The 17,230-nt window shown below is 33.0% G+C and carries 16 protein-coding genes; 7 read left to right on the forward strand and 9 right to left on the reverse strand.

Features of this window, described 5'->3' with window-relative positions; all coding sequences use genetic code 11:
* Position 1 precedes the first annotated feature (1 nt).
* From ACQYZ7_RS02430 to ACQYZ7_RS02460, 7 genes are all read right to left on the reverse strand, one after another.
* Positions 2-430 (reverse strand): phage holin family protein, encoded by a 429-nt coding sequence (locus ACQYZ7_RS02430; RefSeq protein ID WP_125066381.1) that lies wholly within the window; start codon positions 428-430, stop codon positions 2-4.
* Positions 423-854, reverse strand: a complete 432-nt coding sequence (locus ACQYZ7_RS02435) for a TIGR02594 family protein (RefSeq protein ID WP_430728206.1) — start codon at positions 852-854, stop codon at positions 423-425. The genes ACQYZ7_RS02430 and ACQYZ7_RS02435 overlap by 8 nt, the downstream gene beginning before the upstream one ends.
* A gap of 340 nt (positions 855-1,194) precedes the next feature.
* The gene (locus ACQYZ7_RS02440; RefSeq protein ID WP_430728207.1) at positions 1,195-1,515 is read right to left on the reverse strand and encodes a hypothetical protein; all 321 of its coding nucleotides are present in this window, start codon (positions 1,513-1,515) and stop codon (positions 1,195-1,197) included.
* 10 nt (positions 1,516-1,525) lie between these two features.
* Complete coding sequence (locus ACQYZ7_RS02445; RefSeq protein WP_430728208.1) at positions 1,526-1,708, reverse strand: hypothetical protein; 183 nt, start codon at positions 1,706-1,708, stop codon at positions 1,526-1,528.
* Between the two features lie 55 nt (positions 1,709-1,763).
* Complete coding sequence (locus tag ACQYZ7_RS02450; RefSeq protein WP_430728209.1) at positions 1,764-2,291, reverse strand: SUKH-3 domain-containing protein; 528 nt, start codon at positions 2,289-2,291, stop codon at positions 1,764-1,766.
* Positions 2,292-2,297: 6 nt separating this feature from the next.
* On the reverse strand, positions 2,298-4,844 hold the full coding sequence (locus ACQYZ7_RS02455) for a YwqJ-related putative deaminase (protein ID WP_430728210.1): 2,547 nt from the start codon (positions 4,842-4,844) through the stop codon (positions 2,298-2,300).
* A gap of 167 nt (positions 4,845-5,011) precedes the next feature.
* A complete protein-coding gene (locus ACQYZ7_RS02460; RefSeq protein WP_430728211.1) occupies positions 5,012-8,563 on the reverse strand; it encodes a hypothetical protein in 3,552 nt (1,183 codons plus the stop codon).
* A gap of 312 nt (positions 8,564-8,875) precedes the next feature.
* On the opposite strand from ACQYZ7_RS02460, the gene ACQYZ7_RS02465 reads away from it, so the two are divergent.
* The 7 genes from ACQYZ7_RS02465 to ACQYZ7_RS02495 all read left to right on the forward strand — a co-directional run bounded on the left by ACQYZ7_RS02465 (position 8,876) and on the right by ACQYZ7_RS02495 (position 15,225).
* The gene (locus ACQYZ7_RS02465; RefSeq protein WP_430728212.1) at positions 8,876-9,676 is read left to right on the forward strand and encodes a S24 family peptidase; all 801 of its coding nucleotides are present in this window, start codon (positions 8,876-8,878) and stop codon (positions 9,674-9,676) included.
* 4 nt (positions 9,677-9,680) lie between these two features.
* A complete protein-coding gene (locus ACQYZ7_RS02470; RefSeq protein ID WP_430728213.1) occupies positions 9,681-10,301 on the forward strand; it encodes a DUF6973 domain-containing protein in 621 nt (206 codons plus the stop codon).
* Positions 10,302-10,988 (forward strand): alpha/beta fold hydrolase, encoded by a 687-nt coding sequence (locus ACQYZ7_RS02475; RefSeq protein ID WP_430728214.1) that lies wholly within the window; start codon positions 10,302-10,304, stop codon positions 10,986-10,988.
* Positions 10,989-10,997: 9 nt separating this feature from the next.
* Positions 10,998-11,582 carry an alpha-ketoglutarate-dependent dioxygenase AlkB gene (locus ACQYZ7_RS02480; RefSeq protein WP_430728215.1) on the forward strand — a complete coding sequence of 195 codons (585 nt, stop codon included), beginning with the start codon at positions 10,998-11,000 and terminating at the stop codon, positions 11,580-11,582.
* Between the two features lie 181 nt (positions 11,583-11,763).
* Positions 11,764-12,441 carry a succinate dehydrogenase cytochrome b subunit gene (locus ACQYZ7_RS02485; protein ID WP_115899587.1) on the forward strand — a complete coding sequence of 226 codons (678 nt, stop codon included), beginning with the start codon at positions 11,764-11,766 and terminating at the stop codon, positions 12,439-12,441.
* Positions 12,442-12,453: 12 nt separating this feature from the next.
* Positions 12,454-14,469: a fumarate reductase/succinate dehydrogenase flavoprotein subunit gene (locus ACQYZ7_RS02490; protein ID WP_430728216.1), complete on the forward strand. Its 2,016-nt coding sequence runs from the start codon at positions 12,454-12,456 to the stop codon at positions 14,467-14,469.
* Between the two features lie 9 nt (positions 14,470-14,478).
* Complete coding sequence (locus ACQYZ7_RS02495) at positions 14,479-15,225, forward strand: succinate dehydrogenase/fumarate reductase iron-sulfur subunit (protein WP_430728217.1); 747 nt, start codon at positions 14,479-14,481, stop codon at positions 15,223-15,225.
* Between the two features lie 243 nt (positions 15,226-15,468).
* Here the strand turns inward: ACQYZ7_RS02495 and ACQYZ7_RS02500 are convergent, their stop codons facing one another.
* Together ACQYZ7_RS02500 and ACQYZ7_RS02505 are read right to left on the reverse strand one after the other, a co-directional pair.
* Positions 15,469-16,599, reverse strand: coding sequence for an endonuclease (locus tag ACQYZ7_RS02500; protein ID WP_430728218.1), 1,131 nt, complete (start codon positions 16,597-16,599; stop codon positions 15,469-15,471).
* A 16-nt stretch (positions 16,600-16,615) separates the two neighbouring features.
* Positions 16,616-17,230 carry an FAD-dependent oxidoreductase gene (locus ACQYZ7_RS02505; RefSeq protein WP_430728219.1) on the reverse strand — a complete coding sequence of 205 codons (615 nt, stop codon included), beginning with the start codon at positions 17,228-17,230 and terminating at the stop codon, positions 16,616-16,618.

The raw sequence follows: 17,230 nt of genomic DNA on the forward strand, positions 1-17,230 counted from the left end.
ACTAAACTTTTTCTTTGTCGTTGTTTTTTTGTTTTTCGGTTGTTTGCTCTAAGGTACTTTGCATACCCGCTTGTTTTAACAAACTGTGCAATGCTTTAAAGGGGTTTACTCCATAAATTTTGTTGTAGTTTTCTAAAATTGACTTTGTTTCGGTAATAGCTATAAATCCTGCTATTATTTTTAAAAAAGGAACTTCATTTACAATGTGTTTTTCTAAAAAATAAGCTGATATTATTACCAAATTATAAATAACAAACTTAGAAATGGTATGTCCAATTCGTTCACTTTTTATAGGTATTTGTAATTTTAAAGAAGCATAGGCTCCTGTAATAAAATCAACTACTATTAGTAACATCATGGTAGTTAACACTCCATTTAAAGGCGACAGTAAAGCAAGCAACCAAAAAATGAAATGCGAAAATTTATCCATTCTTTTTTAGTTTTCTAAAGTCTAATACCCTGTTTTTAGGATATGCTTTAATACTTACACTATTTCCTTGATTACCACCTAATAGATATACATATCGTCGGGTTTCTTTAATTAAGAACCCAACATGTCCTTTCCAACTATTAGGATTTTCTCTCCATAAAACCACCACATCTCCTGGTTCTGGATTTGTAGTAGAGTCTCCTACCGACAACCAACTACGTGCTGTTAATTGGTTAGTGTGTTCATAACCTGCTTTTTTGGCTACCCAATTTGCAAAGGCACTGCACCAAGCGGTTTCATCATTAAATTTTCCTCCATCAAAACCTAATGAAGTAAAATAGTTTACAATTTGAGGATGATCTTTTGAGCCTTTCACCTCTTTGACTCCGTATTGCGATAACGCTACTGATATTAAATTATTCATACAAATGTTTAATTTTTTTAAAGCGCTTGCAGACAAAACTTGTAAGTTGTTGATTCTTTTTCTTTTTCTAGACCTGAAAGGGGTTAATCATAACTTTTTTTCGTTTCTGCTTACATTAAAGATTAATAAATAACAATGAACTGTTAGAAAAGCAAGACAAATATACAACATATTACAATTAAAAACAAAACAAATTACAAATATTTTGCATTATGTTTTAATTCAGAAATGTTCTTGAAAATTCCCTATAACTTTTTACATAAAAAAAACCGCCTAAAATTTTAGGCGGTTTTAAAACTTCTATCAAATCTAACTAAGCTTTTATAAAAATATTTTTAATCTATAAAGCTTGATAAGCTTCTTTAGCTTCTATAACTTCATTTTTAAAACCATTAATATTCGGTGAAAACTTATCAATTAAACCGTCTAGACAATCTATAAACTCTTTACTTTGTAACTCATAAGAAACCTTTTCAAATCTAGAACATATCCACTCGATAGACACAAGATCTAACTGATTTAACAACTCTATAGTAACACTAGGCTCTTTTAACAACACCTGCTCTATTTCATCTAGTAAAACATCTATTTTAGGATCATTTACATGAGTGCTTTCCATGTACTCAACGTCTTTTTTTATTTTCTCTACTAATTCTTTCATTATCTTAATTTTAAAAGGGGTTAATTTCTAATTCTTGTACACTCTTTCTTGGTTGCATAGCATTATCTGGAAAAATAGTTGCTGGTTTTCCTTTATACCAATATTCCAAACCTGTATACTTCCCTGAGCCATTATCATCCAAATTTTCGTGAAATACCCTTATTTTTTCTGGTCTTTTTAATTCTTGATTCATAACGACTTTAAAGATTCTTAAAAATTAGTCTTTCCTAATAATACAACTATTACTTCTAAAACTTTCGATATGTAAAATCATGGGAATCAAAATCAACCAAGTTACCACTCCAATCATACCATTTTCCAGAAGTGGTATCTTTAGGGTCCAGCTCTATTCCACCACCAACATCTATTCTAACAATGGCCTCTATCCCTTTATAAAGATTATTACTCAAACATTGACAATATTCACCCAAAAAATAGACAGCACCATTTTCATCAACTGCAATGTCAAAATTTTCTGGTCTATACAGTCCAACTACATATAATTTTCTCCCTAAATCTGAAGCATAATCTTCTGCTACAGAATCGGCCCCCATACCATCTGAATCTAATGGGTTTAAATAAGTTTTATTTATAACACTTGTGTCGTTCTTTTCAAGAAGTTCTAAAATTTTTAAACCTCCATATTCTCTAATAAATTCTCTAATAAATTCTGGATAATCATATTTTTCCATAAAGTCATCATAGGTGTGAATTTTTCTGTTTGGGTACCAACCAAATTCTTTTAAGTGACTTTGCATTTCTTGTGTAAAACTCATTTTTCTTTATTTTATTAATTCAGTTAAATCTTCAATTATTCCAAAATATTTTAACATTGGATTACAGCTTTTACAAGCTTCTTTAAAATTTCCATGGATTTCTGGCTTCTTATGGATTTCTAAGGCTTTCGAAATGGAATTTTGATCTAATAAACCTCTCACTTTTTCTAATGATAATTTACCATATCTCTTCTCTAAACTATGCAATAACTGATTTAATGCGTCAACCTCTGCGCATTTCCCATGTTGCCATAACCTCTCTACAAAACCTTCATCCATTTTAGCCCATCTTTTTTGAACCCAATCATCCAATATTGGATGTAATTTAGGAAATTTCCCTCTCTCAAAACCTTTAAAACTTTTACCATAAAAAGACTCTCCTTTATATTGAATAGCACAAACCGCTCCTTTTTTATCTCTAGTTTTCTGAATGGCTTCAACCACTTCGTCAGCATATTTTTGTAATCTTAAGTTTGTTTTATTTGGAAGTCTTTTAGCTTTAATAGCTATTAAACTTTCCTCTAATTCATCTAAATACTTTTTGGCATCAGCCTCACCAAGTTTTTTTAGTTTGTCAGCAAGTTCTTCTACTTCTCTTTTAGAGCCTCGAAAAACTTCTTTACCATCTTTTACTAAAGCATATAGATTTTCTCCAACAGGCACTGGAACACCACTCGCCAATACAGGTTGCTGAGGTACTTTTTTAATAGCTACATCAAACTTTTCAAAAAGTGCATAAATATCATCCCTAAAAGTTCTGGTTGCCTTAGACAACCCTTCAAAAAACTCATCTAACCATTTTCTTAGTGTTTTAAGGTGTTTTGGAATGTTTTTTATAAAGTCTGCAATAATAGTACCTAGCTTTACAAATGTATCGATACCAAACTGTACAGTATTCCCTAACGCTTTTGCTGCTTTTTTTGGTATTTCTGCTAACGCTTTATACGATCGTAACGTTTCTTTTAATGCTTTAGCAATCGTTCCTGTTCCTCCTGTTAAAAAGAAGGTAGCAACCTCTGAAGCTACAAAACCAACAAAGAAACCAATATAATACCCTAAGGCTCCTGGGTCTATTTTTACTTTTATATCTGAGGTTAAAAACCTAAATACAATTTTTACAGCATACGCCGGCATACTAGCTATAAAGCCAAAAACAGCTTTTAAGTTCTCTAGCGTAAACAGCGCTACAAAACCATCAATAAGGTTTTCAAAACTCTCTGCAAACAAACTTAGGTAACTAGCAGGATTTTCAAAGAACTCAGTGCTTTGTATAGCTGCGTTTAGCACATCAAAGAGCATTGCTAAAATATCAATAAACGATTTAACAAACTCTATAATACTGTTAATTAATCCTACTAACAATCCATTGATATATTCGTATAAATCCAACAAATGGTTTGATACACTATCAAAAAAATCCTGTAGCTGTGTAGGAATAGCATCCAATACCTCTATTGCCTTACTAATATCAAATGGTATCAGTTTAGCAAATCGTCTTTTTTTAAGCAGTAATTTTGCTATTGAAGTGGCTTGTGTAGCTGCTGGTTGTATATAGGTTTTATAAACGTCATTGCTAAATTTTTCTACATCAAACAAATTATCTTCTCCTCGTAATTTAGGTAATAACGGGTTGTATTTAGACCCAGATTCATCTTTAAAAGCCGTATTCCACCGTTCTTCTCCTAACTTTAATTTGTCTACTTCTTTACTTGCGTTTTTTAACCCACCTGAGATATCTGTAAAAACATCTTTGGTAGACCATCGTATGATTCTTCCTCCTTTCAGTAGCTTTTTAGTAACCAGCAAATAAAACAAACTATCTTCCTCTGCTAATTCTTCTTTGATCATTTCAGAAAGGTCATTGGTTTGTACCTGAACTCCAAAAGCTTTCGCTACTTTAGAAAGGGTTAATCTATCTACCTCTGGTAAAGTTTTTACATTTTTTCCTTTATGGATTCTGAATACCGTACCAAAAGCATTTGTACCTCCACCAGATTCTATAAACACAACTATTTGATGTGTATTTACTTTGGTAATATTTTGGTACGCTCTTTCTAGTTTTGCTCCGTTATCCGACACAAATACCGTAATGAATGCATCGTATTCAATGCTGATTTCTTCTTTCTGTTTTGATTTTGAGCTGTTTTGAATCTCAAAAAAAGCATCATCTTTAAGTATGTCTCCCCAAAGCTTTATATAAAACTTTTCGTTTATTTTATAATAGGAAATTTCCCCAAGACTAAAGTCATAATACGACTCTATAAAAGCTGTGTTTTCTGGGCTTATATCGTAATCAAAATTATTTAAAATTTCACCTACTGGTTGTGAATTTTCTTGCAAAAAAAAATCTCCATATTCTCCAGATAATGTACTATTGATATGTAAAAACCACTTATTGGGATTTTGTACCCCCTTTTCTATTTCTACATATATATTGGGGCTTGGAACTGCTGTTTCTTTTATTTTTTGTTGCTGAACATCTGAAAACACCACCAAATCTTTAAAATTGGTTTTGTGTTTAAAATGTTTGCTTCCATATTCATGAGCATGCATATTTTTTTGTTTTTTATGATTAGTAAAAAACAAACCTCACCCAGCCCTCCTCTTCTCAAAAAGAGGAAGGAACTAACAAATACAATACGTTTTATTGATTTTTTACAGGTGAGGTTTGTGACTGTGTGTATATAAAAATGTTTGTTAAACAAACATTTTTACTGCACTTATGCTACATTGTTGGTATCGCCTACAATATCGTAATCTACACCATCTGGTCCATCTCCTATCTTATAGGTACTTACATCAAATAAGCCTTGACCTTCACAGTCTGGATTACACGGCAAACCTCCTTCATTTAATACTACAGAATCTGCTTGTAACACGGTTAACGCTGTTGGCACACGAGTTTCCCAAGTACCTTCCACTTCACCTTCAATGGTTTGCATTTCTTCCGCAACAGAAACATATAAATCGTCGTCCATATCGGTAACCATTCCTTGACCAAACCAAACTTCTCCTGTTTTCATATACCAGTTTACCATTTCTTCAAAACCTGGACGTACAGGTACTACTGATCTTGCCATACCACTTTGTAAAAAGGCTTGGAAAATAGGATCGCTACCTTCGTTATATTCAAAATTAGCATCCCAGTTAGCTTTAGCTCCATAGTAATACGGATAAAAAGTATATGCCATAATTTCCCAATCGAAAGCTTGCTCGAAAAATTTTACCGTTTCGGCGTGTTTCTGGAACTTTTCTTTATCTTCTATTCTTTCTTTCAATTCTTTAGAAGAATTTGCTTTATAATGATCTCCTGTCGTTTCAACCTCATGAGGTTTAGCCATTAAATCAATAGCAATACGCTTTAACTCACGTTTTTCTATACTACGATTCATTTGTGAACTTAGCTCTTTTTTCTTTTCATAAACCTCCTCGTCTACCTCTTGATTTCGTATAAAATCATTATACTCTAATAAACGCTTATTATATCCATCCATGATCACCTTGTAAATTTCATTTTGCCATTTTTCATAAACCTCATCGGTTCTTTTACAATAAACTGTTACACTAAAATTTCCTGAATGAATTTCCCAAGCGTGATATGAAAAAGGTACTGAATCTGTATATGCATCCGAAAAATCATAGCTCGCTGTATTAATTGAGCTCTTTCCTATAACTTTTTTTAATGAATCTCCTAAACTAATAGCTAGTGTGGTATTTCCATTTTTTTTAGTAGTAACAGACCAATAAACTGTTCCTTCATACGCCATATAATCTTTAGGTATTTTAATATCATTTGATGCAAAACCTGTAGAAACGTAATTTTTATCATCTTTCTTAAATGACCTACCTATTTTTATATATTCTTCTATTGGAGCTTTTATTTCTACATCATACTCTGAAGCAATCCTTTGATAATTATTTTCATTTAAGTCTCTTGCATTCAAAATCCCACCTATTAACTTACTTGGATGCAGAGGTTCTTTTGGCATTATTAACCCTTTCGGGGTTTTATCTTCATTTGCTTTAAGATATGAATTAATATAAAACTTAGCTGGTTCTGGTAGCGCAAACTCATACATTAAGCGTTTTCCGTAGTTTATCAGTTTATTCTTATAAATCTTATCTACCCAACGATATACCCCCGTCACATGCTTATCTCCTTTACGGTTATCAAATCCATGTGTGTTATTTTCCTCAAACTCACGCAACATACGAGACGTACGTTTTGTGCTAACTTTTTGCACTACACGTTCTAAGGCTCTTTCAGTAACCTCTTGTGCATAATTTTGTGCTTGTAAATTTGATTTAGAAGCCGAATTAGAAGATGAAGAATTATAATTAGCTCCTGTTGAAAATTGTACACCCCATAAATCACCCGATACACTTGCATTAGCCCCAAAACTTGTTGAACTATCATTATTAACAATAGAGGTAGTTTCATTTTGCAACTCATTACGCTCTGTCGTAGTAGTATCCGTTAAGTTTTCTACTTCTTTTTCTGTTGTTTTCTCTATCGTAGTTTCAGATACTCGTAAATCTCTAGTAGAACGCTCTTTATATTCTCGTGCCATGATATTTTCAATATGTGAGACTTCTCCAGGCACATAACAACATACCTCTTGCTCTACACGTCTGAAATCAGCAATTCCTAATTGAGATATTCCATACAATACTGTATTGTCAATATCTACTGCTGCCTCCTCCTCTGCAATAGGATCTCCATTTTCTACAATATTCGTCGCTATTCCCGAATAATTACCTACAAGCTCAATTCTTCTTAACCTTCTCGCAGTAAGATACATATCTTCAAAAGAAGGAACCTTTCCTGTAATACCTAACAACGAGCTAAATTGTACTTTCTTACCATTACTTAATGTTAATTCACCTGAAAATGTATGCTCTCCTAAAGTTAAAGACTCACCACTAGGGAAAAACTGAATATTTAAAAGATTATCAGTACTCGATAGCTTTTTTACAGTATTCCCTATTATTGTATTTCCACTACCATCTTTTAACTCGTAGGTTGCATTTTTTACATAAGCATTTACATACCCTACATTAATACTCATAGAAATAACATTCTTATCTACATAAATGGATGGCTTTACACTACCTGAGTACGAATATAATGGCACTCCCTTCATTGCATTAAGGGTTAGTGTAGTACCACCTAAACGAACTTTTTGAGTATCTTGTGGTGTTATATTGTATACCTGTTGATAATCTTTTTTAATTCTTTCTCTTAAAATACTTTTAATTTCTCTGAAAGTGTCATACACACTCAACTCCTTAGAGTTCAAAAGTTCTAATGTCTTAGCAGAAAATGTAGTTGTAGATTCGTTTCTATCAATTTCTGGGACATTTTCAAACTCAAATTTTGGCAATTCTAAATCAGGATAAATTTTATGTTTTTTTAATAGTCCTGTTTTTTCTTCAAATACAGATTGAATATCTGGAATAGCTTCCTTCTGTATTTGCTCAATAGAAGTTTCATACGCTTTTAATTCAGTATCATATCGCAAACTTTCTGCTTTTTTGTAGGCAACTTCTACCTCCTCAATCTCTTTTAAAGTAGTTTCATGCAAGTGAATTCTATCTTTAGCTAACGCTGATTCCAATTGAGCCTGCATATACTCCTCAGAAGTACTTGATAAACCTGAATTCGTATACGAAAACTCATTCTTTGCTGCAATAATCACCTCTTTAGGCACAATAACACTTGCATTTGCTAAGCGTACAAATTCTTTTTCATTTTCTTCGGTAAAAACAATTTCCCCCTCTATACCTTCTGTAAAACTATTCGTAAAAGCATTAAATGCTTTTAAAAACTTATTTGCTACTAATACTTGTATCAAAGCTTCTCTTACAGCAACTGAGTCTTTGTCAATTGTTTGATGAAATAAATTTTCCCATAACACAAACTCTTCATTTATAGTAAGTTCTTGTGCTGCATTCAAATTAGCTTCAATACTAGCATACGATAGCACATTTTTATTGCGTATTAACCACCCAGAAAACTGATATAACTCTGGGTGTAAATTTTTAATTTCAAGCCTACTTTTTATCGGAGTAAAACTTGTACTATAAGCCCCTTTTAAGGCTGTTTTTCTTTCTTCGTCTGTGGTAGTTCCTTGTACTGCTTGAAAAGCTAAACTTTCTGATTCTTTTTCTTCTGGAAACGAAACAAACCCGATTTCTTTGTCTTCAATTAATTGTGGACTACGTAATGTTACAAACCTAAATAGGTTTGATTTGATTGGTTTTTTACTCATTTTTATAAAATTTAATTAATTCTTAATCAAGCTCAAAAAGAGCCCTGTTTAGTTGCTTTTCTAACAGTTCTTTTTTCTTGATTTTTAGTTTTATTCAAAAAAATGTTTGAATAAACGAGTATAGATTTCAAAAAAGTGAAGAAAATCAAATTGAAATCTTAAAAACACAATCGCTAAAACCACACAAATGTTTGATTATTACAATTTTTTTGTATATTAGCAATTCATTAACGATGCAAATATAAAACATATTACACATTTAAACAAACAAAAGTTTAATTATTTTTGCAATATGTAAAAACATAAAATGTTATGGGAATTTCCGAAAAAATAGCAGCAATTAGAGATGCTTTTAACTTAAATAACTTTTCTTTTTCAAAAAAAATAGGTGTTACTGGAACCACTATAGATAGCATTATTAATGGGAGGCCTCAATCTGACGGCAGTAGAAAAAAAACGAAACCTGGCTATGATGTACTTACTTCTATTATTAATGAATTTAACATTAATCCTGACTACCTCTTTGGAAAAAGTGACATCATGTTAAAAACTGAACCTACTAATATTCAAACATATTCTGGAGTACCTCAGGTTGTTTCTGTGAATTCTTCAGGAAATGAAAACGTGGTTTATGTTCCTATACAAGCAAGAGCTGGTTATTTAAATGGTTATGGTGATTCAAACTACATAGAGCAATTACCTTCTTTTAACATGCCACATCTTAATAATGGGACTTTTCGTTGTTTTGAAGTACAAGGAAATTCTATGGTGCGTACTTTTTTTGATGGAGATCTAGTTTTTGGAAAGTATGTTGAAAATTTACGTGATATTAAAGATGGTCGTATCTATGTAATTGTTAGTAAGAATGATGGTATTGTTTTAAAACGTGTAATTAATAGAATAGAAGAAAGAGGAAAACTTATTTTAAAAAGCGACAACAAAGACGGAAACTACCCTACCTATACTATAAATGCTGAGGAAATTATGGAAGTTTGGTATGTTACTATGTTCGCCTCTAAACAAATGCCTGAACCTGTTGATGTTTACGACAGATTGCACGATTTAGAAAGCAAAATTGTGGAACTTGAAGAACAAATTGGCAGTAAAAACTAATTTTATGCTTACAAAGCTGCTTTTTTTAGTTCTTTTATTCCCTTTTTACACCAATGCTCAATCCAACTGGCAACAATTTAAAAAACTACAAGGAGCTCAAAAAACATGGGTACTACTCCACCCTTTTAAAGCTAAAAAAGCTTTTATTGTTTCACGTGAAGCATCAAAAGTAAGTGACTCTCTAAGAGCTTCTCCCCTACTAGACGGTGATCACGCAGGTGGACAAATAGATGCTTTTCGTCATGCTTTTTGGATGGCTTTGTTACGGCAACAAATTGGAGAAAATGCAGCTCGTTCACTTGGTAAAGCTCACGAAAAAGACAACTACAAAACCTACAAAGAGCGAAAGTTAGAAGATGGTGTTATTCCTGATAAAATTTCTTCTGAAATGGATTTATTTAACAACGAGGTTGGCTTAACTTTATCCAAAAAAGGCAACAACCTTCCTAAAAATGGATTGATTTACAGAGTAATCAACACTATACACCAAGGAAAGTTAAAAATTATAAAGAAAGATAAAAAAGGTGCCTTTTTAACTTGTAATGATGAGGTTATCCCTAAAAAAAGACTTTTTGGTAGATGGGAAAATAATAAGTGTTTAGTTAATTCTAATTACAAGAGGTAAATGCAAAAAGTATATGTAATTTCAGGTACCATGTGTACGGTAGATTTGTGGCAATATGTTTTTCCTAAACTGAAAAACATACTACCAATTCATATCGATATTACTCCTGCTAATTCTTTTGAGGAAATTAATCAAATTATACTGAATCACATTGAAGAACCTGCCACCATTATTGGTTTTTCTTTAGGTGGATTTTCTGCTATGAACTTTAGTGTTCATTATCCTGAAAAAGTAAAAAACCTAATTATTATAGCTGCCAACACTTATGGATTGAGTGATTCAGAAATTCAATTACGAAAAAGTACGATTGATTTTTTAGAAAAACATACGTACAAAGGAATTTCACAAGCGAGAATTCAACAGTTTCTACATCCTGATAATCACAGTAATTCCGAAATTATTTCTGTTATTAAAAAAATGGATACTGATTTAGGAAAAGAAGTATTGCTTCGTCAGTTAAAGGCAACTTCAACTAGATTAGATATTTCACAAAAGGTTTTAAACTTAAACACTCCTCTCTTTTTTATTGCTGCGGAAAATGATGCACTCATCAATCCAAAAAAACTAAAAGAACTTGCCAATAAAGCTCAAAAAGGAAAATATATAATGATTAAAAACTGTGGTCATATGATTCCTCTTGAAAAACCTGAAGAATTGGCATCAATACTAAACTTAACCATCAACTAACAATATAAAATGTCAACTCGTCTTAACAATGTTATCAGTTACAGCCCTAATTTTTTAACTGAAAAAGATGCTGCAAATCTATTTCAACAATTAACAAGCCTCTCTGAACTCACAAATATGATGGAAATGAAACTTCCATCCGATGAGGTAATTAAATATAACTTTGGTAAAATGATGTTTGTTGACTCTGATTTGATCAAGAAAGATGTTTTTCCAAAATCAGCTTGGGGAAACGTTATAGAATGGCCTGAATATATGCTTCCGGTAAAAAAACAAGTTGAAGAGTACACCAATCAAGATTTTAAAACTTGTGTGTGTATTTTTTACCCCGATGAAAGCTCTGGTATTGATTATCATTCAGATAAAATGGCTTTTGGAAACACTAACATTATTCCTTCAATTAGTTTAGGTGAAGAGCGTTTATTTTGTCTTCGAGAAAACAAAACGATGGTAGAAAACAAAATGCTTCTAAAACACGGAAGTTTATTAGTAATGAAAGATGGTTGTCAAGAACACTATGAACATAGTCTACCCGAAAACCCTAGATATTTAAAACCAAGAGTTAATTTAACTTTTAGAAAATATGGTTTTTAAAAGCAACTCAACATAGAAAACTATAAGATTATTACGTTTTCGCCCTTAAACAGTAAGAAAACAGTTTTCACCAACCACTATTTAAACCCATTCTAAATATTTAAGAAAACAATTCGTAAAGTTTGTTCAAGTACTGTCATCCTCTTAAATTTGTGCTATTATTTAATCAACAAACAAAATAATGAGCGGATTACTAAAATCTTCTATCGGAAGAAAGTTTGCCATGGCACTTTCGGCATTCTTCCTGATGTTTTTCTTATTACAACATTTTGCAATTAACATTACTTCGATTTTTCCAGATAACGGAGCCACATTTAACAAAATGTCGCACTTTATGGGGACAAATCCGTTAATTCAATATGTAATGCAACCAGTTTTAATTATTGGTGTAGTATTTCATTTTGTAATGGGATTCATCTTAGAAATTAAAAACAAAAGTGCTCGAAAAGTTAGCTATGCTAAAAATAATGGAGCTGCAAACTCTACTTGGATGAGTAGAAACATGATTTACAGTGGAGCAGCTATTTTAGCTTTTATTGTATTACACTTTATCGATTTTTGGTTTCCAGAAATCAACACCAAATTTATTCAAGGTGATTGGAGTGGTTTACACGATGGTGAGTTTAGATACTTCCACGAATTACAACATAAGTTTGTAAGCCCAATTAGAGTTGGTGCTTATGTGATTGCTTTTGTGTTCTTAGCATTACACTTATTACACGGATTTAATTCTGCTTTCCAATCAGTTGGAGCAAACAACAAATACACTAAAGGATTGAAAACTTTTGGTAAGCTTTACGCTATCTTAATTCCATTAGGATTCGTAGTTATTGCATTATTTCATCATTTCAATCATTAATACGCAACAAGTATGGCAACTTTAGATTCAAAAATTCCAAAAGGTCCATTAAAAGATAAGTGGACAACTTATAAAGATAAAATTGACTTGGTAAATCCTGCTAACAAGCGTTTAATCGACGTAATTGTAGTAGGAACTGGTTTAGCGGGTGGTTCTGCTTCTGCAACGTTAGCAGAGTTAGGATACAACGTTAAAGCTTTTGCTTATCAAGATTCTCCTCGTCGTGCACACTCTATTGCTGCACAAGGAGGTATTAACGCAGCAAAAAACTATCAAGGTGATGGTGATTCTTTTTACCGTTTATTTTATGATACTGTAAAGGGTGGAGATTACCGTTCTCGTGAAGCAAACGTTTACCGTTTAGCTGAGGTTTCTGCAAATATTATCGACCAATGTGTTGCTCAAGGTGTACCTTTTGCACGTGATTATGGTGGACAATTAGATAACCGTTCGTTTGGTGGGGTATTAGTATCTCGTACATTCTATGCGAAAGGTCAAACAGGTCAACAGTTATTATTAGGAGCTTATTCAGCAATGAACCGTCAAATTGCTCGTGGTAAGATTGAAATGTTCAATCGTCACGAAATGTTAGATTTGGTAATTGTTGATGGAAAGGCTCGTGGTATTATTGCTCGTAACTTAGTTACTGGTGAAATAGAGCGTCACTCTGCACACGCAGTAGTAATTGCTTCTGGAGGTTACGGAAATGTATATTTCTTATCAACCAACGCAATGGGTTCTAATGCAACAGCAGCTTGGAAAGTTCATAAAAAAGGAGCATTCTTTGCAAACCCTTGTTATACACAAATTCACCCAACATGTATTCCACGTTCGGGAGACTATCAGTCTAAGTTAACCTTAATGTCTGAATCGTTACGTAACGATGGTCGTATTTGGGTTCCGAAGAAAATGGAAGATGTATTAGCTATTAGAGAAGGAAAATTAAAACCTACTCAAATTGCTGAAGAAGATAGAGATTATTATTTAGAAAGAAGATATCCTGCCTTTGGTAACTTAGTTCCTCGTGATGTGGCTTCTCGTGCTGCAAAAGAGCGTTGTGATGCTGGTTATGGTGTAAATGCTACTGGAGAAGCAGTGTATTTAGACTTTAAATCGGCTATTGAGCGTTACGGTAGAGAGCAAGCAAAATTAAAGCATATTACTAACCCTACGGCGAAAGAAGTATACGACTTAGGGAAAGCGATTGTTGAGGCTAAATACGGAAACTTATTCCAAATGTACGAGAAGATTGTAGATGACAATCCATATGAAACTCCAATGATGATTTACCCTGCAACTCACTATACTATGGGAGGAGTTTGGGTAGATTATAACTTAATGACTACCATTGATGGTTGTTACGCTATTGGTGAAGCTAACTTCTCCGATCACGGTGCAAACCGTTTAGGAGCATCTGCTTTAATGCAAGGTTTAGCTGACGGATACTTCGTATTACCTTATACAATTGGTAATTATTTATCAAACGATATCCGTACAGGAAAAATCTCAACAGATACTAAAGAATTTGAAGAAGCAGAAAAATCGGTTAAAGACCGTATTGATTTCTTCATCAATAATAAAGGAGAGCATTCTGTAGATTACTACCACAAGAAATTAGGAAAAATCATGTGGGAAAAATGTGGAATGGCACGTAATGAACGAGGTTTAAAAGAAGCTATGGCTGAAATTAAAGAATTACGTGAAGATTTCTGGAAAAATGTAACAGTTCCTGGTGATGCAAATGAAATGAATCCAGAATTAGAAAAAGCAGGAAGAGTTGCTGATTTCTTAGAGCTAGGAGAATTATTTGCTAAAGATGCATTAGACAGAACTGAATCTTGTGGAGGTCACTTTAGAGAAGAATCTGTTGAATTAGACGGACAACAAAAAGGTGAAGCAAAACGTGACGATGCTAATTTTGCTTACGTTTCTGCTTGGGAATATAAAGGTGAACCAGCTGATGCTGTTTTACACAAAGAAGAATTAGAGTTTAACGATATTGAATTAAAACAACGTTCATACAAATAAGAGAGAATTATGAATTTAACACTTAAAATTTGGCGTCAGAAAAACGCAAGTGATAAAGGAAAAATGGTTGATTATAAGGTGACCGATATTTCTGAGCATATGTCTTTCTTAGAAATGATGGACGTATTAAACGAACAATTGGTAAATTCTGGAGAAGAACCAGTAGCATTTGACCATGACTGTCGTGAAGGAATTTGCGGTATGTGTTCAATGTACATAAATGGTGAAGCTCACGGACCAGATCGTGGTGTAACGACTTGTCAGTTACACATGCGTATGTTTAAAGATGGTGATACGATTACAATTGAGCCATTTAGAGCTGCTGCTTTCCCTGTAATTAAAGATTTAGTTGTTGATAGAAGTTCTTTTGAAAGAATTCAACAATCAGGAGGTTATATTTCAGTAAACACCTCTGGTAATACCACTGATGCAAATGCTATTTTAGTACCTAAAGAAGACGCAGATACAGCAATGGACGCAGCAACATGTATTGGTTGCGGTGCTTGTGTTGCTACCTGTAAAAACTCTTCTGCAATGTTATTTGTGGGTGCTAAAGTATCTCAATATGCTTTGTTACCACAAGGACAGGTTGAAGCTACTGAGCGTGTTAAAAACATGGTTGCTCAAATGGATTTAGAAGGTTTTGGTAACTGTACAAATACAGGAGCTTGTGAAATTGAATGTCCTAAAGGAATTTCTTTAGAAAACATTGCTCGTATGAACTCAGAGTTCTTAAAAGCGAGTTTTAAAGGATAGAATAGACTTTATATAACATAAAAAAACCGAAGCAGATGCTTCGGTTTTTTTATGCTCAATATTTACACACTCATGCCTTTTTTTAGTTTAAAGAAATAAAAAGAATATACATTTGTCGCCGATGATTACAATATGATAATCTGTGGGGGACTATCTATTTACTAAATCAATCATATCTCAAATGAGATAAGAAAGCCTGAGTTTTTAAACTCAGGCTTTTAATATCTTAATTTTGTTTGTGTTCTATTTCCAAGTGTTTTCAGCTTCGTTACCACTCCAAATTACCGTGGCTAGATAAGGGTTATCAATAAATGGGTTTCTATTTCCTTGCTCATTAGCAACAACATTGTTTCGTTGCTTTTCTAAACCTGATACTGGATCTTCAACATTCCATTCTAACAATAAATTAATCATGTTGCTATCAGACGCTACAACAGATCCCACAGCCACATTTTTTGGTAAACATTGACTACCATAACGCAAATACATATACATAATCATACGCGCTACATCTCCTTTCCATTCATCTCCTGGATACCAGTTCCCTGAGACATCTCCTGCATTTCCAGAGCCATCTGCAAACTTTTTGCTAGATCTTTGGTTATTAAAAGTTACATCTGAAGGTCTTAAATGATGTGCATCTGCTCCTGCTCCTGATGTTCCTAAATTTGGATTTCCTAAAGCCTTAGGGTATACATGCTCTCTATTCCAATCTCCTGTGTTTCCTCCATTCACATCTTTATCACGAGTTCTATCTGTTACGTAATTTCCATCGGTATCATCATAACCATAAATTAAAACCACTTTACTGTTATCATTAAGGTCTAAATCTGATTGTTTTAATACATTCCAAACATCCGGTGTATAGTCTAAAAAAACTGTATGACTGTCTATGATTTCAGTCGCTAAAGCATCTTTTAAAGAAGTTCCTGTTAAAGTAAAATCCACGTCTTTATAGTACTCTGATAGCTCAGAAGGAATATTGAAACTTCCTGTATTCCCTTCTGGTATATCTTTTACAGTAATTATTACTGTAGCAGTAGAACAGCTATTAGGTGTAATTGTACTGCAAATGGTATACTTAAAAGAATCTGTACCTACAAAATCTTGTGGTGGAGTATACGTAAATGTGTTGTTGCTCTTTGTAATACTTCCATTTCTTGCTGAAGAGGCCTCAAACGTCACTATAATTTTTCCTGAAGTATATGTGTCATTTACTAAAAAACTAGGCAGTTCTATTTCTTTATTCTCTTCTACTTCAAAAGAGTCATCAACTGCAACCACTTTATCTTCTGCTGGTATAACTTCATTATCACTACCTCCACAATTAATAAACAATACTAATATTGTTATTACTCCTATTATTTTCTTCATGATTCCTATAAAATAATTAGTCTTTTTTATGTTTATCATGCACCTTTGTTGGTACATTCTCATTCCACACAGTTAAAATATCTGTAGCTACACTTGCGCCACTTCCTGCTGCTATAGCAAACTGACTTCTCCAACCTGCTAAGGTTCCACAAACATATAAACCTTCTCTAATTAAGTGATTAAAATTACGTAACTGTATTCTATCTTTCATAGCATTCGCACGTATATGACGTTCAATATACTGTTCTAAACCTGCTATTTCAAATGGTTTTGAATAATTGAGAGCTATAACTACATTCTTGCTATGATATTCGTTTTTATTAGTAACAACCTTATATCCGTTTTCTTCTTCTAAAACAGCCATTACTTTTTCATTATCTATTTGAGAAACCTCAGGGTATTGCTTCTTTAGCTGATTTCTACCCTCTTCTAAAATATCTTTTCCTAATGTTCCAGGGACTAGCCCTAAAACATTATTAAACAATGCATCTTGTAAATGTGAAGAACGTTGATGCATTATAATTCCTACTTTTTTGCCTTTAGCATACTCTTTTGTATGTGCAGACCCTAAAACCAAAGCACATTGCATTCCAGACACTCCTCCTCCAACAATAAGTACATCAAAAATCAT

It is taken from the genome of Tenacibaculum sp. SDUM215027 (assembly GCF_050566205.1).
Taxonomy (GTDB): Bacteria; Bacteroidota; Bacteroidia; order Flavobacteriales; family Flavobacteriaceae; genus Polaribacter.

Bases quoted from the DNA above. Each gene is read 5' to 3' on its own strand.
- ACQYZ7_RS02430 (WP_125066381.1), bottom strand. From the start codon at position 430: ATGGATAAATTTTCGCATTTCATTTTTTGGTTGCTTGCTTTACTGTCG.
- ACQYZ7_RS02435 (WP_430728206.1), bottom strand. From the start codon at position 854: ATGAATAATTTAATATCAGTAGCGTTATCGCAATACGGAGTCAAAGAG.
- ACQYZ7_RS02440 (WP_430728207.1), bottom strand. From the start codon at position 1,515: ATGAAAGAATTAGTAGAGAAAATAAAAAAAGACGTTGAGTACATGGAA.
- ACQYZ7_RS02445 (WP_430728208.1), bottom strand. From the start codon at position 1,708: ATGAATCAAGAATTAAAAAGACCAGAAAAAATAAGGGTATTTCACGAA.
- ACQYZ7_RS02450 (WP_430728209.1), bottom strand. From the start codon at position 2,291: ATGAGTTTTACACAAGAAATGCAAAGTCACTTAAAAGAATTTGGTTGG.
- ACQYZ7_RS02455 (WP_430728210.1), bottom strand. From the start codon at position 4,844: ATGCATGCTCATGAATATGGAAGCAAACATTTTAAACACAAAACCAAT.
- ACQYZ7_RS02460 (WP_430728211.1), bottom strand. From the start codon at position 8,563: ATGAGTAAAAAACCAATCAAATCAAACCTATTTAGGTTTGTAACATTA.
- ACQYZ7_RS02465 (WP_430728212.1), top strand. From the start codon at position 8,876: ATGGGAATTTCCGAAAAAATAGCAGCAATTAGAGATGCTTTTAACTTA.
- ACQYZ7_RS02470 (WP_430728213.1), top strand. From the start codon at position 9,681: ATGCTTACAAAGCTGCTTTTTTTAGTTCTTTTATTCCCTTTTTACACC.
- ACQYZ7_RS02475 (WP_430728214.1), top strand. From the start codon at position 10,302: ATGCAAAAAGTATATGTAATTTCAGGTACCATGTGTACGGTAGATTTG.
- ACQYZ7_RS02480 (WP_430728215.1), top strand. From the start codon at position 10,998: ATGTCAACTCGTCTTAACAATGTTATCAGTTACAGCCCTAATTTTTTA.
- ACQYZ7_RS02485 (WP_115899587.1), top strand. From the start codon at position 11,764: ATGAGCGGATTACTAAAATCTTCTATCGGAAGAAAGTTTGCCATGGCA.
- ACQYZ7_RS02490 (WP_430728216.1), top strand. From the start codon at position 12,454: ATGGCAACTTTAGATTCAAAAATTCCAAAAGGTCCATTAAAAGATAAG.
- ACQYZ7_RS02495 (WP_430728217.1), top strand. From the start codon at position 14,479: ATGAATTTAACACTTAAAATTTGGCGTCAGAAAAACGCAAGTGATAAA.
- ACQYZ7_RS02500 (WP_430728218.1), bottom strand. From the start codon at position 16,599: ATGAAGAAAATAATAGGAGTAATAACAATATTAGTATTGTTTATTAAT.
- ACQYZ7_RS02505 (WP_430728219.1), bottom strand. From the start codon at position 17,230: ATGATTTTTGATGTACTTATTGTTGGAGGAGGAGTGTCTGGAATGCAA.